This is a genomic window from Streptomyces sp. UG1, from assembly GCF_049974585.1.
GTDB lineage: Bacteria > Actinomycetota > Actinomycetes > Streptomycetales > Streptomycetaceae > Streptomyces.
This window is the reverse complement of sequence record NZ_JBNGGG010000006.1, coordinates 200,688-215,931: the sequence shown is the minus strand read 5'-3', so window position 1 is coordinate 215,931 and position 15,244 is coordinate 200,688. Positions and strand designations below refer to the sequence as shown.

Sequence of the window (15,244 nt, the reverse complement as noted above, 5' to 3'; positions counted from 1 at the left end):
CCGTGGGCGTCGACTACTCCTCGCTGGCCCGCGAGGTCGAGGGCCGCGTCTTCCTGCCGGGCAGCGCCGGCTTCCGCGTCGGCTCCAAGCTGTTCAATACCCGCTACAAGGACCGCACTCCGTCCGCCGTGGTCACCGCGGCGCACACCGCGGACGTCCAGCGGGCCCTGGTGTGGGCACGCGAGCAGGACGTCCCGGTCGTCGCTCGAAACGGCGGCCACAGCTTCGCCGGGTACTCCGTCAACGACGGCCTGGTCATCGACCTGAGCCGACTCACCCAGACCGTCGCCGACGGCTCCACCGGCCTGGTCGTCGCCGGAGGCGGCGCGAAGATCAGCCATGTCTACGACGCCACGCAGCCGTACGAAATGGTCTTCTCCACCGGCACGAGCCCGACCGTCGGTGTCGCGGGCCTCGCTCTCGGCGGTGGCGCCGCGTTCGCCGCCCGCCGCTACGGGCTCACCGCGGACGCCCTGGTGGAGACCACCGTGGTCCTCGCCGACGGCTCCCTGGCCGTCTGCGACGAGCGGGAGAACCCCGACCTGTTCTGGGCCTGCCGGGGCGGCGGTGGCGGCAACTTCGGCATCAACGTCTCGCTCACCTTCCAGGCCCACCCGGTCCCGGACGTCACCACCTTCCACCTGACCTGGAGGTGGGCGGACGCGGCGGCCGTACTGGAGGCGGGCCAGCGCATGGTGCAGCGGGCGCCGGACGACTTCGCGGCCCGGCTCGGTGTGTGGACGCACGGCACCGGACTCGGCGCGATCCGCGACAACGCCGAAGTCACCCTGCAGGGACAGTACTTCGGACCCGCACAGGAGTGTCTGGAGATCCTCGACCCCGTCCTCACCGCAGCCGCCCCGGTGTCCAGGGACGTCACCGAGCGAACGTTCTGGGAGGCCAACAAGTACATGATCCACGCGACGTCGGGCGACCAGTTCGCGCTGCGCTCCAACTACATCCGCGAGCCGCTCACGGCCGAGGGCGTCGCGACCATGCTGTCCTGGGTGGAGCGCTGGCCCGGCAGCCACAACCCCGACGGCGGCGGCGTGGGCCTGTTCTCCTGGGGAGGCGCCATCAACCGGGTGGCTCCCGACGCCACCGCCTTCGTCCACCGGGACACGCTGTTCCTGGTCTCCATGGACACGTCCTGGACCGACGACGACAGCCCCGCACAGATCAACGCGGGCCTCGACTGGCTGAACAGCCTGCACGCCGCCATGGCCCCCCACCTCACCGACTCCGCCTACCAGAACTTCGTCGACCCGGAGCTGACGAACTGGCGCGAGGCCTACTACGGCGCCAACTACGAGCGCCTGGTCCAGATCAAGCGGAAGTACGACCCGGAGGGCGTCTTCTCCTTCGAGCAGGCCATCGGCGCCTGATCCTCCGGTCGCGCGCCGCCCGCAGCGCCCGACGGCCCCACCGCCCACCCCCTCCCTACAAAGGTGACGCAATGAGTGTGCCCAAGTCCAAGGACGACGCCGCGCCCCGTGTCCTCGACGCACTGCGGGCGACGCCGCGCTCGGTCCGCTATCTGCTCGGCGGCGTGCTGCTCAACCAACTCGCCGCCTTCGTCCAGACCTTCCTGGTGCTGTATCTGACGCACCGCGGGTACGGCGTCGACAGGGCCGGTTTCCTGCTCGGCGCGTACGGCGTCGGCGCCGTGGCGGGCACGGTCCTCGGCGGAGAGCTCACTTCCCGGCTCGGCAGTCGCAACACCATCGTCACGGCAATGTGCAGCTCCGCGCTGCTGGTCTTCCTGATCCCGTGGCTGGCCGACCCCGATGCCTATCCGGTCCTGCTGGGGCTGGTCGTGCTGCTCGGCCTGATGACCCAGTCGTACCGCCCGGCGGCCTCGGCACTGCTGAGCGAGCTGATGCCGGACGAGTTCCGGGTGATGGGCTTCTCGATGCTGCGGATCGCCATGAACATCGGCGCCGCCGCGGGACCGCTGCTCGCCGCGGGCCTCATCCAGATCAACTGGAACCTGCTGTTCTGGGTGGACGGAGCGACGGCACTGGCGTACGGCCTGCTCGCCGCCTTCCTGCTGCCCCGGCCGGCCGCATCCGCGGCGAAGGACGACAAGGCCGACAGCGGTTCGCAGGCGCCCTCGCAGCGGTCCGCCTACGGTGTGATGCTCCGCGACCTCCGCTTCCAGCTCTACCTGGGCTCCATGCTGCTGAGCGCCCTGGTCTACGCGCAGTTCTTCGCGGCGCTGCCGGTCGACCTGGAGGACGCGGGCCACCCCACCTCCCTCTACAGCGCCGTGCTCACCGTGTCCTCGGCGATGCTGATCAGCTTCGAACTGGCGGTGACCGCGCGCGTGAGCCGCTGGCGGGCGAGCACGGCGGCGACCGTGGGCACGTTCGTGTACTGCCTCGGCATCGCGGGCTTCGGCCTGCCGGGCAGCGTGCCCGTCCTGATCCTGTTCACCACCGTGGTCAGCGTCTGCGGCCTGATGGTCAGCGGACCGACCCTCTGGGCGCACCCGGCAAAGGCGCCCGAGCACGTACGCGGCCGCTACATCGCCGCCTCCCAGGCCGTGTTCGGTCTCGGCTCGGCCGTCGGACCGGCGCTCGGCATGCTCGTATGGACCCGCTACGGCGACGCCGTCTGGGTGGCCTGCGCCGTCCTCGGCACCGTCGCAGCCGTCCTGGCCCTGGCCGGACTGCGGCCCTCCGACGAGACCGGCACCGACAAGGACGCCGGACCCGAGGAGAGTGCCGTGTCCGAGGAGAGCGCCGTCGCCGGCGGAAACTGACGCACCCCCGGGTCCGGGCCCGCTGCCTGGCCCAGCCCCCACCCGGCCCGTCCCCGCCACCCGGCCCGTCCGCCCACCCCCCGGGCGGGCCGGGCACTCCCTCACCACCCATGAGCCCCTTTCTCGTCCCTCATCACCCATGAGTACCCAAGGAGCATCTGTGCCGGTCACCGACACCATCACCCCCAACGGTTCGACCTACGACGCCCGGCAGTCGTCCCGGGTCGCGACCCGTCGTCGGCTGCTGATGTGCAGGCCACGGCACTACGACGTGACGTACTCGATCAACCCGTGGATGAACCCGAGCCGCGGCACCGACACCGCGCTCGCGCTGCGCCAGTGGGAGCGGCTGCGCGAGCTCTACCTCGAGCTGGGCCACACCGTCGAAGAGATCGACCCCGTCGAGGGCCTGCCCGACATGGTGTTCGCGGCCAACGGCGCGGCGGTCGTCGACGGAAAGGTCTTCGGCGCCCGCTTCCGGCACGTCGAGCGGACTGCCGAAGGGCCCGCCTACCTGCGCTGGTTCGAAGAGCACGGCTACCGCGACCTGCTGTGGCCGGAGCACATCAACGAGGGCGAAGGCGACTTCCTCACCGTCGGCCGGCGGATCCTCGCCGGCACCGGTTTCCGCACCGACGTCCGCGCGCACACCGAGGCCCAGGAGTTCTTCGGCCTCCCGGTCACCTCCCTGAGGCTGGTCAACCCGGAATACTACCACCTGGACACGGCGCTCGCGGTGCTCTCCAACGACGAGGTCATGTACTACCCCGAGGCGTTCTCGCCGGGCAGCCAGGCAGTGCTGCGGGCTCTGTTCCCGAACGCTGTCATCGCCACGGCCGAAGACGCCGCCGTCTTCGGGCTGAACGCCTTCTCGGACGGCCGCCACGTGCTGCTCCCGGCCGCGGCCACCGGCCTCCACACCCAACTGCGCGCCCGCGGCTTCGAGCCGGTCGGCGTGGAGCTCACCGAGCTCCTCAAGGCCGGCGGCAGCGTCAAGTGCTGCACGCTGGAGCTGCGCGAGCGCTGAGCCCCGGAGCACGGGGCCGTCACCCGTCACCACGGCGGCCCCGTCGCCCCTCCTGAAGGAAGGATCGTCATGTCCCCCGCGCCCGCGATCGACGACAGCCGCGCCCGTCTTCTCGACCTGCTCACCAGGGGAGGCGCCCGGTACCGTCTGCTGCGCCATGCGCCACAGGGGCGCACCGACCTGGCCAGCGCACTGCGCGGCCACCGCCTGGAGCAGGCCGCGAAGAGCCTGGTCATCAGGGTGGCGCTGAGCCGCAAGCGACGGCGGTACGTGATCGCGGTGGTCCCTGGGGACCGCCGGGTGGATCTCGCCGCACTCGGTGTCCTGTACGCGGCCGAGGAGGCGTCCTTCGCGGTGCGCGAGGTCGCAGAGCAGTTGACGGGCTGCGTCAGCGGCTCGATCATGCCGCTGAGCTTCGACCCGGAACTCGAGGTGGTCGCCGATCCGGCACTCTTCGACCACGAGGAGATCTTCTTCAACACGGGTCGCCTGGACGAGTCCGTCGCGCTGCGCACCGACTGCTATCGCACCCTCGTGTCCCCCCGCGTGGCCGCGATCGCCACGGCCGCCCGGTCGGCACCGGAGGAATGAGGCGACGCGGGCTTCCCCGGGCAGCCGCGAAGGGACACCATGCGGGCGGTCGGTCCTTAGAGGGTCGCAAAGGTTACACTCACCGCCGGTATCAGGAGGCTCTTTCGGCTCATTCGGCACACCAGCCACAGGGGAGGCCGCGATGGCGGTGAATACGAAGAAGGTCGCCGTCTATCTGCTCGCGGTCTTCGTGCTCTACGTGATCATCACGGACCCGGAAAAGGCGGGGGACTACGTCACGGTAGGGTTCGAGGGCATTTCGGACGCCGCCGGGGCGATCGGCGACTTCATGACATGGATCGCCAACGGAGGCGGCAACTAGGGAGTTCTCATGATCCGCCACCTGGTCCTGTTCAAGCTCGACGAGGGCGTCGAGCGGGACGACCCCCGGGTCGTGGAGGGGGTCGAGGCGTTCCGGTCGCTGGAGGGGAAGATTCCCGAGCTGCGGCACTGGGAGCTCGGCTGGAACATCAGCGACCGCCCCATCGCCTACGACTTCGCCATCAACTCCGCCTTCGAGGACGCCGCCGCCCTGCGCGCGTACGTGGAGCACCCCGAGCACCAGGCGGGCGTCGCCCTGTGGCGGGAGTTCGCCACCTGGGTGATCGCCGACTACGAATTCTGAGCCGCGCCGCCCCCTGACCCACCCGGAGCCCTCCGCCGTAACGGCGGGGGGCTTTCGCGTGTCCTGCGCACCCTTCCATCCCCAACACGGGATTATGCGGTACTTGAACACAATGAACTGTCTTGTGATGCTATGACCGCTTTTGACGGATGAGTTGATGGATCACGAGGTGGAGTTGACCGTGCCGGCCAGTACTGCGCCTCAAGCCCCGGCCCAGGAGGAAACCCCCGCGTCCCCGCCGCCCCGCAGCCGCGGCGCCGACACCCGGGCACTCACCCAGGTCCTGTTCGGGGAGCTGAAGGAGCTGACGCCGGGTACGCCGGAGCACAACCGCGTACGCGGGGCGCTCATCGAGGCGAACCTCCCGCTCGTGCGCTACGCGGCCGCCCGTTTCCGCTCCCGCAACGAGCCGATGGAGGACGTGATCCAGGTCGGCACGATCGGCCTCATCAACGCCATCGACCGCTTCGACCCGGACCGGGGCGTGCAGTTCCCGACGTTCGCGATGCCGACCGTCGTCGGCGAGATCAAGCGGTACTTCCGCGACAACGTCCGCACGGTCCACGTACCGCGCCGGCTGCACGAGCTGTGGGTCCAGGTCAACAGCGCGACCGAGGATCTGACGACCGCCTTCGGGCGCACCCCGACCACCGCCGAGATCGCCGAGCGGCTGCGCATCACCGAGGACGAGGTGCTGTCCTGCATCGAGGCCGGGCGGTCGTACCACGCCACCTCGCTGGAGGCCGCCCAGGAGGGCGACGGGCTGCCCGGGCTGCTGGACCGGCTCGGCTACGAGGACCCGGCCCTGGACGGCGTGGAGCACCGGGACCTCGTACGGCATCTGCTGGTGCAGCTGCCCGAACGCGAACAGAGAATCCTGCTCCTGCGCTACTACAGCAACCTCACCCAGTCGCAAATCAGTGCGGAACTCGGGGTCTCCCAGATGCACGTTTCGAGGCTACTCGCGCGTAGCTTCCAGCGGCTGCGTTCGGCGAACCGGATCGACGCGTAACCGCAAACGGGATCGACCGGTAACCGTCGCGAGCGAATCGCTCACCAGGGAGGATCCCGACAGTTCCGCCCCGAAATACCGTCAGACCCCCTTTATCCAGGGCGGATTCGAGTCTCACATGTCGACATGTCACTACAGCGTGTTGCCGACATGTGACATTCTTCGGGAAGCGCGTTTGCCGAGGCCTCGGCTCCGGTATTCAGGTGAAGGCTGGCGTTCCTCGACCGGAGCGTTCGCCACGACCGTCCCGCGACCCAAAGGGGGTGGCATGTCCGCAGACCAGGGCAGCTCGAAGGTGCTCACGCTCGCGAAGAGCGAGTCCGCGCCCGACGCCGTTCTCGACGACGTCACGGCTCTGGAAGCCGTGTCGGCCCCGGCCCTTCCGACCTCGGAGTCGATCGACACCCGCACCCTGTCCCGCTCCCTGTTCCTGCGGCTCGCCGCACTGGACGAGAACAGCCCCGAGCGTGCGTATGTGCGCGACACCCTGATCGAGCTCAATCTCCCGCTCGTGCGCTACGCGGCGGCCCGCTTCCGCTCGCGCAACGAGCCGATGGAGGACATCGTCCAGGTCGGCACCATCGGCCTGATCAAGGCGATCGACCGCTTCGACTGCGAACGGGGCGTGGAGTTCCCGACGTTCGCGATGCCGACGGTCGTCGGCGAGATCAAGCGGTTCTTCCGCGACACGTCCTGGTCGGTGCGCGTCCCGCGCCGCCTGCAGGAGCTGCGCCTGGCCCTCACCAAGGCCAGCGACGAGCTCTCCCAGAAGCTGGACCGCTCTCCGACGGTCACCGAACTCGCCTCCGTGCTCGGCGTGTCCGAGGAGGACGTCGTCGACGGCCTCGCGGTCGGCAACGCCTACACGGCCTCCTCGCTGGACTCCCCGGCCCCGGAGGACGACGGCGGCGAGGGCTCCCTGGCCGACCGGCTGGGCTACGAGGACAGCGCCCTGGAGGGCGTCGAGTACCGCGAGTCCCTCAAGCCGCTGCTGGCCAAACTCCCGCCCCGCGAGCGGCGGATCATCATGCTGCGCTTCTTCGCCAACATGACCCAGTCGCAGATCGGCGAGGAGGTCGGCATCTCCCAGATGCATGTCTCCCGGCTGCTGACCCGGACCCTGGCGCAGTTGCGCGAGGGCCTCATCTCCGACTGATCCCTCCCGGCCCCTTCATAATTGACGGAGCGTCAGCCACCATGGCCCGATGCTTCGCGCTACCTGGACGATCTCGACACATGGCCGCCGGTGCGCCCTGCTGGGCGCGTCGGCGGCCGTCGTGTGCCTGGGCGGGCTGCTGGCCGCGTGCGGGGGCGGCGGGGGTGGTGACGGGTATGTCGCGACCGGGGCGGCGGGCGGTCCGCCGCGGGTCTCCGGTACGGCCGCCGCGCCGACGGGCGAGGTGACGCTGGTGCCGCTCGACGAGCCGGAGAGCGGCGGCGACAGCGGCACCGGTCCGAGCGACTCCCCCGGGCGCAACGGGGGGAACGGGCGGAACGGACGTGACGAGCGGCACGGAAGCCAGGAACCGCCTTCCGCCGGCCCGGCGGCGACGGAACTCCCTGCCGCCACTCCGAGCGCCGACACTCCGAGCGGCGCCCCTGAACCCGCAGCCCCGCCCGGCAGTTCACCCACCCCCTCGTCACCCCCCGCGTCGCCGGCGACGACCCCGTCCCCCGCGAAACTCACCGTGAGCGACCCCGAACGGGAGCCCACGGACCAGCGCTGGTGCGAGAAGGTGACCCTCGACTTCCACAACTACGGCGGCACGGCCGTGCGTTCGGGCACCGTGACCTTCGGCACCCACATCATCGGCGCGCTCGGCATCGACTGGGCGACGGTCGAGTCGAAGGAGGAACTCCCGGCACCGATCGGGGCCGGGGCGCGGAAGGAGAAGACCTGGACGGTGTGCGTCGACGCCTGGCGCGTGCCGCTGGGCATGCACATCGAGACGCGGGACGTCACCGTCCGGTGGAAATGAACCCGGCGGCGACCGCTAGAGCGCCAGCCAGGCCACCGCCGCCACGATCGCGATCGCGGCGATCACGCCGACGATCACACCGATGCGCGGGCCCGAGGAGGCCTGCTGCTGCCGACCGCCCTGCGGGCCCTCGTCGACGAACGCGCGGAACATCTGGGTGCTGCCTGCGGGGTCGTGGTTGCCCTGGGGGCCCTGGGTGTTAGCCATGGCCTGAGACCCTAGCGAATCCGCCCGTTCGGCCCAAGTGGGGGCCCGGACCACGTGCGGGGGGTCACATGACCCATCCCACCTGGACATTTACGGTCGCAATACTTGTCTTTGCCAAGTTTTTGCGGCGCTGCTCCCTCCGTTTATTTGCCTGTAGCAACCAACATCTCTATGGTTGCTCTGAGCAACAAATAGCGGGAGGTGTGATGGCCGAGCAGGCGCAGTACGAGGAGCTGGTCCGCCAGTTCAGCGCCTTCGGCGCCGTGAAACGGGAGATGGGACGGACGCTGCCGTCCGACTGCCCCGCCGGTTCCGCCGCCGTACTGACGTTGCTGGCCCGCCACGGAGAGATGCGCATGAGCAGGCTCGCGGAGCTGCTCGCCGTGGACATGTCGGTCACCAGCCGCCATGTCGCCCACGTCGCCGAGCGCGGCTGGATCGAGCGCTCCCCCGATCCGGCGGACAGACGAAGCCGCATCCTCCACCTGACCCCGGCCGGCGAGGACCGGGTCCTGGAGATGTCCCGGCGGACCACACAGTTGCTGGCCGAGCGGCTGGGCGACTGGAGCGACGACGAGGTCGCCCAGCTCACCCGACTCATGGCCCGGCTGCGGGCCAGCTTCGACGACTGCCGTACACCCGCGATCACCCAGTAAGAAAAGGAAGCCCATGGCAACGACCACACCAGCCGGTGTGCGGGCCGCCCACGCCAAGCACGGGAGCGGAGCCGCGGCCGGCGCTCCCATGTCGCACCGGCAGATCATGGAAGCGCTGACCGGGCTGCTGCTCGGCATGTTCGTCGCGATCCTGTCGTCGACGATCGTCTCCAACGCCCTGCCCGACATCATCAAGGACCTCGGCGGCGGCCAGAGCGCCTACACCTGGGTGGTCACCGCGTCGCTGCTGGCGATGACCGCGTCCACACCCCTGTGGGGCAAGCTCGCCGACCTCTTCTCCAAGAAGCTGCTGATACAGCTCGCCCTGGTCATCTTCGTGGCCGGCTCCGCGGCGGCCGGTCTGTCCCAGAACCCGGCCATGCTCATCACGTTCCGCGCGGTGCAGGGCATCGGCATGGGCGGTCTGTCCTCGCTGGCCCAGATCATCCTGGCCGCGATGATCTCCCCGCGTGAGCGCGGCCGGTACAACGGCTACCTCGGCGCCACCTTCGCCACCGCCATGGTCGGCGGCCCGCTGATCGGCGGTGTCATCACCGACACCGACTGGCTCGGCTGGCGCTGGTGCTTCTACGTCGGCGTGCCCTTCGCCGTCGTCGCGCTGATCGTGCTCCAGCGCACCCTGCACCTGCCGGTCGTCCGGCGGAAGGTCAAGGTCGACTGGGCCGGCGCCTTCTTCATCACCGCCGCGGTCTGCCTGCTGCTGATCTGGGTGACCTTCGCCGGTGACAAGTACGACTGGCTGTCGTGGCAGACGTACGCGATGACGGGCGGCGCGCTCGCGCTGCTCCTGGTCTTCGTCCTCGTCGAGTCCAGGGCGAGCGAGCCGATCGTCCCGCTGCGCCTGTTCCGCAACCGCACCATCACCCTGGCGTCGCTGGCCTCGCTGTTCGTCGGCATCGCGATGTTCGCGGGCACGATCTTCTTCAGCCAGTACTTCCAGCTCGCCCGCGACAAGTCGCCGACCATGTCCGGCGTCATGACCATCCCGATGATCGTCGGCCTGTTCGTCTCGTCGACCGTCTCCGGGCAGGTCATCACCCGCACCGGCCGCTGGAAGGCGTGGCTGGTCGCGGGTGGTGTGCTGGTGACGGCGGGCCTCGGGCTCCTGGGCACGATCCGCTACGACACCGAGTACTGGCGCGTGGCGATCTTCATGGCCCTGCTCGGCCTCGGCGTCGGCATGATGATGCAGAACCTGGTCCTGGCCACGCAGAACCAGGTCGCCCCGAGCGATCTGGGCGCCGCCAGTTCCGTGGTCAACTTCTTCCGCTCCCTCGGCGGCGCCATGGGCGTCTCGGCCCTGGGCGCGGTCCTCAGCCACCGGATCACCCACTACGCCGAGGAGGGCCTGACCAGGCTCGGCGTGCAGGGCGGCGCCTCCGGCCACGGCGAGATCCCCGACCTCGACGCGCTGCCCGGGCCGGTGCGCACGGTCATCGAGAGCGCGTACGGCCACGGCGTCGCCGACGTCTTCCTGTACGCCACGCCGGTCGCCTTCCTCGCCCTGCTGTTCGCCCTGTTCATCAAGGAGGTCCCGTTGAAGACCAAGGGCGCGCTGGCCCAGGCCGCGGAGGCGGAGACGGAGACCTCTGATCCGGCTCAGGCCGCAGCGGAGGCGCGGGTCCCGAGCTGGGCAGTCACGTCCGACGCGGAGGCCGGCCCCGACGGCACCCGGAAGCTCGCGGCCGTCGCCACGGTGGCCCGCCCCGAGGAGTCGCCCGGCGCGGGCGTCCCGGTCCGCGGCTTCGTACGGGGTGCCGAGAGCGCGCCGGTCCCGCAGGCTGCCGTCACCCTGATCTCGTTGGCCGGACGGCAGCTCGGCCGCTCGGTGGCACATGCCGACGGCTCGTACGCGATCGACGCGCCGGGCGCGGGATCGTACGTCCTGATCGCCTCCGCCGACGGCTTCCAGCCGCAGGCGTCCACGATCGTGGTGAACGGCGACGAGCCGGTGGCGTACGACATCCTGCTCAGCGGCACCAGCGGCCTGAGCGGTGTGGTCCGTACGGCGCACAGCGCGCTGCCGGTCAAGGACGCGATGGTGATCGTGACCGACGTGCGCGGCGACCTGCTGGCCACCGCCGCCACCGGTGAGCAGGGCGAGTTCGGCTTCGCCGAGCTGGTGCCGGGTGCCGTGACCGTCGCGGTGAACGCCGCCGGGTACCGGCCGCGCGCCCTGCCCGTCGAGATCGGCGGCACCGGGGTCACCCGGATCGAGGTCGACCTTGAGGCGGGGGCCCAGGTCCAGGGCGTCGTACGGGCGCCGCACGGCCCACTGGCCGACGCGCGGGTCACCTTGGTCGACGCCGCGGGCAACGTCGTCGGCACCGCCACCACCGGTCCGGACGGGGCGTACGCCTTCACTGACCTGGACGGCGGCGAGTACACGGTCATCGCCACGGGCTACCCGCCGGTGGCCACCGCCCTGACGGTGACCGGCCGCGGCACCGACGACCACGACATCGAACTCGCCCACCCCGGCGAGTAGACGGACCTGGGCCCGTGGCGGGGCGGTTTCGGACGAGGAGCTTGTGAGATGGGACTGACCGCGAGGATCCGTACCCGGGACGGTTGGGCCGTGTCGCACGCGGTCGTCACGGTGACGGACATGACCGGGGCGCAGGTGCTGCGGACAGAGGCGGACGCGGAAGGGGCGGTGCGGGACCCGAATCCGCTGCCTCCGGGGGCGTACACCGTCATCGTCACCGCCGTGGGCTACGCGCCCGCCGCGGCGAGCGCGATCGTCACCGCGAGCGGCCGCGCCGAGGTCGGCACGGTGACCCTGGCCAGGCAGGGCGGCACGGAACTGCCACCGCCGGGCCCGTGGACCGTCGACCCGGCGCACTCCAGCGTCGCCGCGGTGGCCCAGCACCTGGGGATCTCCAGCGTGCGGGGCCGCTTCACGGAGTTCTCGGCCTCGATCGAGGTCGCCCCGGACCATGTCACCAAGTCCCGTGTGGAGGCGGTGATCCGGGCCGACTCGATCGACACGGGGAACGGGATGCGGGACGGGCATCTGAAGTCGCCGGACTTTCTGGATGTGGAGAAGTACCCCGAGATCACGTACCGGTCGACGGGTCTCACGGCGGCCGCGGGTCCCGACCGCTGGACGGTACGCGGCGAGCTGGCCATGCACGGAGTCGTACGGCCGGTGGACCTGGACCTGGCCTACCTCGGCACCGGCGCCGACCCGTGGGGCGGGACGCGGGCGGCGTTCCGGGCGACGACGGAACTGCACCGGGACGACTTCGCCATGGACTACAACCAGGTGGTGCAGGCGGGCATCGCGGCGATCGGGACGACGCTGAGGGTGGAGCTGGACATCCAGGCGGTGCAGGGGGAGTCGCTGCCGCAAGGGTAGGAGAGCGGGCAAGGGTAGGAGGGTAGGCAAGGGTAGAGAGCAGGCAAAGGTAGGAGAGCAGGAGGGTAGGCACGGCAGGGTCAGGCTGAGCGGGGCGGCCGGCCCTAGGCTGAGGCCATGGCACCGAACATCGCGACCAACACCCGCGTCTCGCTCGAAGACCTGCTCGATTTCGTACGGCCCCGTCATCGCGCCGTCCTGCTCACCCGCCGGTCCGACGGCAGCCCCCAGGCCTCGCCGCTGACCTGCGGTGTCGATGACTCTGGGCGGATCGTGGTGTCCACCTACCCCGAGCGGGCCAAGACCCGGAACGCCAAGCGGGATCAGCGGGTCAGCCTGCTCGTCCTGAGCGACGACTGGAACGGACCGTGGGTCCAGATCGACGGAACGGCCGAGGTGATCGACGCACCGGATTCCGTGGAACCGCTCGTGGAGTACTACCGGAACATCGCCGGGGAGCACCCGGACTGGGACGAGTACCGGGCGGCGATGGTGAAGCAGGGGAAGTCGATCATTCGGGTGACGCCGGAGAGGTGGGGCCCGGTGGCTACGGGTGGTTTCCCGGCTCGGCTTGTCCAGGAGGAGCAGGAGGAGGGGTGAGCCCCTTCCGTTCGACCATCGCCTCGATGCCCGCCACCAGCAGATCCAGGGCGAACTCGAAGTCCCGCTCCCACATCTCCTCCACCGTGTCGCCGCCCCTGGCCTCCATGAGCTGGGCGGACTCCTGGACGATGTCGGCGGCCTCGGGGGACTGCGTCACCGTGCTCATGGCGTGCTGGAAGTAGTCGTCCGGGGTCATGCCGAACGCCGCGCTGCGGGCGATGAAATGACCCTCGATCGTGCCGAAGCCGTACACGAACTGGAAGACGGCGGAGATGGCCGCCACCAGTCCGTGCGCGGGCAGGCCCGTCCTGCGGATGATCCGCTGGACCATGCGCGAGAAGGCGAGGCTGTTCGGGCCGATGTTGACGTACGTGCCGATCAGCGGCGACAGCCACGGGTGCCGCACCAGCAGGCCGCGGTACTCCCGGGCCAGCGTGCGCAGCGGGACGCGCCAGTCCTCGTCGGCCTCCGGGTCGGGCAGGGTCAGCTCGCCGAAGGCGGCGTCGAGGGCGAGTTCGAGGAGGTCGTCCTTGGTGTCGACGTACCAGTAGACGGACATCGCGGTCACGTTCAGCTCGGCGGCCAGCCGCCGCATGGAGAACTTCGCCAGCCCTTCGGCGTCCAGCAGCCGGACGGTGGCCGCGGTGATGCGGTCCCGATCCAGCCCGGAGGGCTGTCCCCCACCGCGACCGCCGCGCCGGGTCTTGTCCTCCAACCAGACGCTGGTACGCGTACCCCGCCCGGCCGACCTCACCATGGCGCACCTTCCTCGACTTCGTTCACTTGCCAAGATGCTAGGCGGCAACGTCCCTCAAGGGGCGCGGGGAACTGCGCGATCAACCACAAAGGACCCGCAGTCGCCCAACGACCGCATGACCCGAGCTCTTAGGCGATATCTGCCCTCGCCGCCCGCCGCAACAACGCCCCCGCGACCATCCCTCCGACCAACACAGCCAACGCCCCTACCAGCAAACTGATTTCCAGCCCGGAGGAAAACACGTCGATGACCCGCCCCCTCTCCTCAGCCGACCCCGCCGCGGCCAACGCCTCCGGCAGGGAACTCGCCGCGAACCGCGAGCTCAGCAGCGCCCCCAACACGGCGACCCCCAACCCCGTACCGAACTCCGCCACCGTCCCGTTGATCCCGCCCCCGACCCCCGCCTTCTCCGGAGGAATCGCGCTCATGATCGCGTGAGACATCGCCGGACTCGCCACCGCGGCCCCCGTACCGATGAGCACCAGCCCCAGCAGCGTGCCGGCGTACCCGCCGGAGGACAGCAGGGCGATGGAGGCGAGGCCGCCGGCCATGACCGCCATGCCCAGCCCGATGGCGACCGGATTGCCCAGCCGCATCGCCCACTTCGCCGCCACCCCGGTGAAGTTCAGCGCCACGATCATCAGGGCGAGCGGGGCCGTTCGCAGCCCGGCCTCCAGGGGCTCGTAGCCGAGCACGAACTGCATGTGCTGGGTGAGCAGGAAGAGCGAGCCGCCCATCCCGAACGTGATCAGCACACCACCCGAGACCGCCCCCGTGAACTGCCGGTTCCGGAAGAAGTGCATGTCGATCATGGGGTACGGGATCCTGCTCTCCCAGTACGCGAAGGCGGCCAGCACGAGGACCGCCACGGCCGCCGTCACCAGCACCCGGGCCGACGTCCAGCCGTGCCCGGGCCCGGAGATGATCGCGAACACCAGGGATGCCATGCCGATCGTGGAGAGCAGGGCGCCCAGCAGGTCGGGGCGGTCGCCCTGGGGGTTCTTCGACTCGGGGACGAGCACCACGACGGCCACCAGGGCGAGCGCCGCGACCGGCAGGTTGACCAGGAAGATCGCGCCCCACCAGAAGTGGTCCAGCAGGAAGCCGCCGAGGAGCGGTCCGGCCGCGAAGCCCAGCGAGTTCACCGCGGCCCAGATGCCGATCGCCTTGGGCTGCTCCTCCGGCGTGAAGATCTGGATCGCCACGGCCAGCACGGTGGTCATCAGCAGCGCCCCGCCGACACCCATCCCGGCGCGCGCCGCGATCAACTGCCCTGTGGAGTCGGCGAGTCCGGCCACCAGCGAGCCCGCGCCGAACAGCGCCACGCCCACGGCCAGCATCTTCTTACGGCCGTAGCGGTCGGCCGCGCTGCCCGCCGTGAGCAGCAGACCCGACTGCACGAGCGAGTAGGCGTTGATCATCCACTGGATGTCGGAGGTGGACGCGCCCAGTTCGCGGGTGAGCGAGGGGATGGCCACGTTCAGGACGGTGTTGTCGAGCACCACGGTGAGCACGGCGAGACAGAGGACGCCGAGGATCAGCCAGCGTTGCGGGTGGCCGCCCTCCGGCGAGGACGGGGCCGGGGCCGGGGTCTTCGGGGCTTGCTCCTGGGGGGACGCAGTCATGTTGTACACCGTAAGG

16 protein-coding genes are annotated in these 15,244 nt (G+C 70.2%); 13 read left to right on the top strand and 3 right to left on the bottom strand.

Features of this window, described 5'->3' with window-relative positions:
- Positions 1-2 precede the first annotated feature (2 nt).
- From ACP4J3_RS09265 to ACP4J3_RS09225, 9 genes are all read left to right on the top strand, one after another.
- A complete protein-coding gene (locus tag ACP4J3_RS09265; protein WP_426532299.1) occupies positions 3-1,385 on the top strand; it encodes an FAD-binding oxidoreductase in 1,383 nt (460 codons plus the stop codon).
- 71 nt (positions 1,386-1,456) lie between these two features.
- Positions 1,457-2,764 carry an MFS transporter gene (locus ACP4J3_RS09260; protein ID WP_426532297.1) on the top strand — a complete coding sequence of 436 codons (1,308 nt, stop codon included), beginning with the start codon at positions 1,457-1,459 and terminating at the stop codon, positions 2,762-2,764.
- Between the two features lie 160 nt (positions 2,765-2,924).
- A complete protein-coding gene (gene ddaH, locus ACP4J3_RS09255; protein WP_426532295.1) occupies positions 2,925-3,791 on the top strand; it encodes a dimethylargininase in 867 nt (288 codons plus the stop codon).
- Between the two features lie 69 nt (positions 3,792-3,860).
- On the top strand, positions 3,861-4,382 hold the full coding sequence (locus ACP4J3_RS09250) for a YbaK/EbsC family protein (protein ID WP_426532293.1): 522 nt from the start codon (positions 3,861-3,863) through the stop codon (positions 4,380-4,382).
- A gap of 142 nt (positions 4,383-4,524) precedes the next feature.
- Entirely contained in the window at positions 4,525-4,704 is a 180-nt protein-coding gene (locus ACP4J3_RS09245) for a hypothetical protein (protein ID WP_426532291.1), read from the top strand.
- Between the two features lie 9 nt (positions 4,705-4,713).
- Entirely contained in the window at positions 4,714-5,007 is a 294-nt protein-coding gene (locus ACP4J3_RS09240) for a Dabb family protein (protein ID WP_426532289.1), read from the top strand.
- A 157-nt stretch (positions 5,008-5,164) separates the two neighbouring features.
- Positions 5,165-6,019 (top strand): RNA polymerase sigma factor SigF, encoded by an 855-nt coding sequence (locus ACP4J3_RS09235; protein ID WP_426532287.1) that lies wholly within the window; start codon positions 5,165-5,167, stop codon positions 6,017-6,019.
- Positions 6,020-6,287: 268 nt separating this feature from the next.
- The gene (locus ACP4J3_RS09230) at positions 6,288-7,175 is read left to right on the top strand and encodes an RNA polymerase sigma factor SigF (protein WP_426532285.1); all 888 of its coding nucleotides are present in this window, start codon (positions 6,288-6,290) and stop codon (positions 7,173-7,175) included.
- A 49-nt stretch (positions 7,176-7,224) separates the two neighbouring features.
- Entirely contained in the window at positions 7,225-7,998 is a 774-nt protein-coding gene (locus ACP4J3_RS09225; RefSeq protein ID WP_426532283.1) for a hypothetical protein, read from the top strand.
- A 15-nt stretch (positions 7,999-8,013) separates the two neighbouring features.
- Here ACP4J3_RS09225 and ACP4J3_RS09220 read toward each other — a convergent pair whose 3' ends face one another.
- Positions 8,014-8,205 carry a hypothetical protein gene (locus ACP4J3_RS09220; protein ID WP_426532281.1) on the bottom strand — a complete coding sequence of 64 codons (192 nt, stop codon included), beginning with the start codon at positions 8,203-8,205 and terminating at the stop codon, positions 8,014-8,016.
- Between the two features lie 206 nt (positions 8,206-8,411).
- Between ACP4J3_RS09220 and ACP4J3_RS09215 the strand changes: the two genes are divergently transcribed.
- The 4 genes from ACP4J3_RS09215 to ACP4J3_RS09200 all read left to right on the top strand — a co-directional run bounded on the left by ACP4J3_RS09215 (position 8,412) and on the right by ACP4J3_RS09200 (position 12,843).
- On the top strand, positions 8,412-8,861 hold the full coding sequence (locus ACP4J3_RS09215) for a MarR family winged helix-turn-helix transcriptional regulator (RefSeq protein ID WP_426532279.1): 450 nt from the start codon (positions 8,412-8,414) through the stop codon (positions 8,859-8,861).
- A gap of 13 nt (positions 8,862-8,874) precedes the next feature.
- Positions 8,875-11,370 (top strand): MFS transporter, encoded by a 2,496-nt coding sequence (locus tag ACP4J3_RS09210; protein ID WP_426532277.1) that lies wholly within the window; start codon positions 8,875-8,877, stop codon positions 11,368-11,370.
- A 48-nt stretch (positions 11,371-11,418) separates the two neighbouring features.
- Positions 11,419-12,243 carry a YceI family protein gene (locus ACP4J3_RS09205; RefSeq protein WP_426532275.1) on the top strand — a complete coding sequence of 275 codons (825 nt, stop codon included), beginning with the start codon at positions 11,419-11,421 and terminating at the stop codon, positions 12,241-12,243.
- Positions 12,244-12,360: 117 nt separating this feature from the next.
- Positions 12,361-12,843 (top strand): PPOX class F420-dependent oxidoreductase, encoded by a 483-nt coding sequence (locus ACP4J3_RS09200; RefSeq protein ID WP_426532273.1) that lies wholly within the window; start codon positions 12,361-12,363, stop codon positions 12,841-12,843.
- Here ACP4J3_RS09200 and ACP4J3_RS09195 read toward each other — a convergent pair.
- Together ACP4J3_RS09195 and ACP4J3_RS09190 are read right to left on the bottom strand one after the other, a co-directional pair.
- Complete coding sequence (locus tag ACP4J3_RS09195; RefSeq protein WP_426532271.1) at positions 12,791-13,603, bottom strand: TetR/AcrR family transcriptional regulator; 813 nt, start codon at positions 13,601-13,603, stop codon at positions 12,791-12,793. The two genes, ACP4J3_RS09200 and ACP4J3_RS09195, sit on opposite strands and share 53 nt — an antisense overlap.
- A gap of 128 nt (positions 13,604-13,731) precedes the next feature.
- Positions 13,732-15,228 carry an MFS transporter gene (locus ACP4J3_RS09190; protein WP_426532269.1) on the bottom strand — a complete coding sequence of 499 codons (1,497 nt, stop codon included), beginning with the start codon at positions 15,226-15,228 and terminating at the stop codon, positions 13,732-13,734.
- Positions 15,229-15,244: the final 16 nt, after the last annotated feature.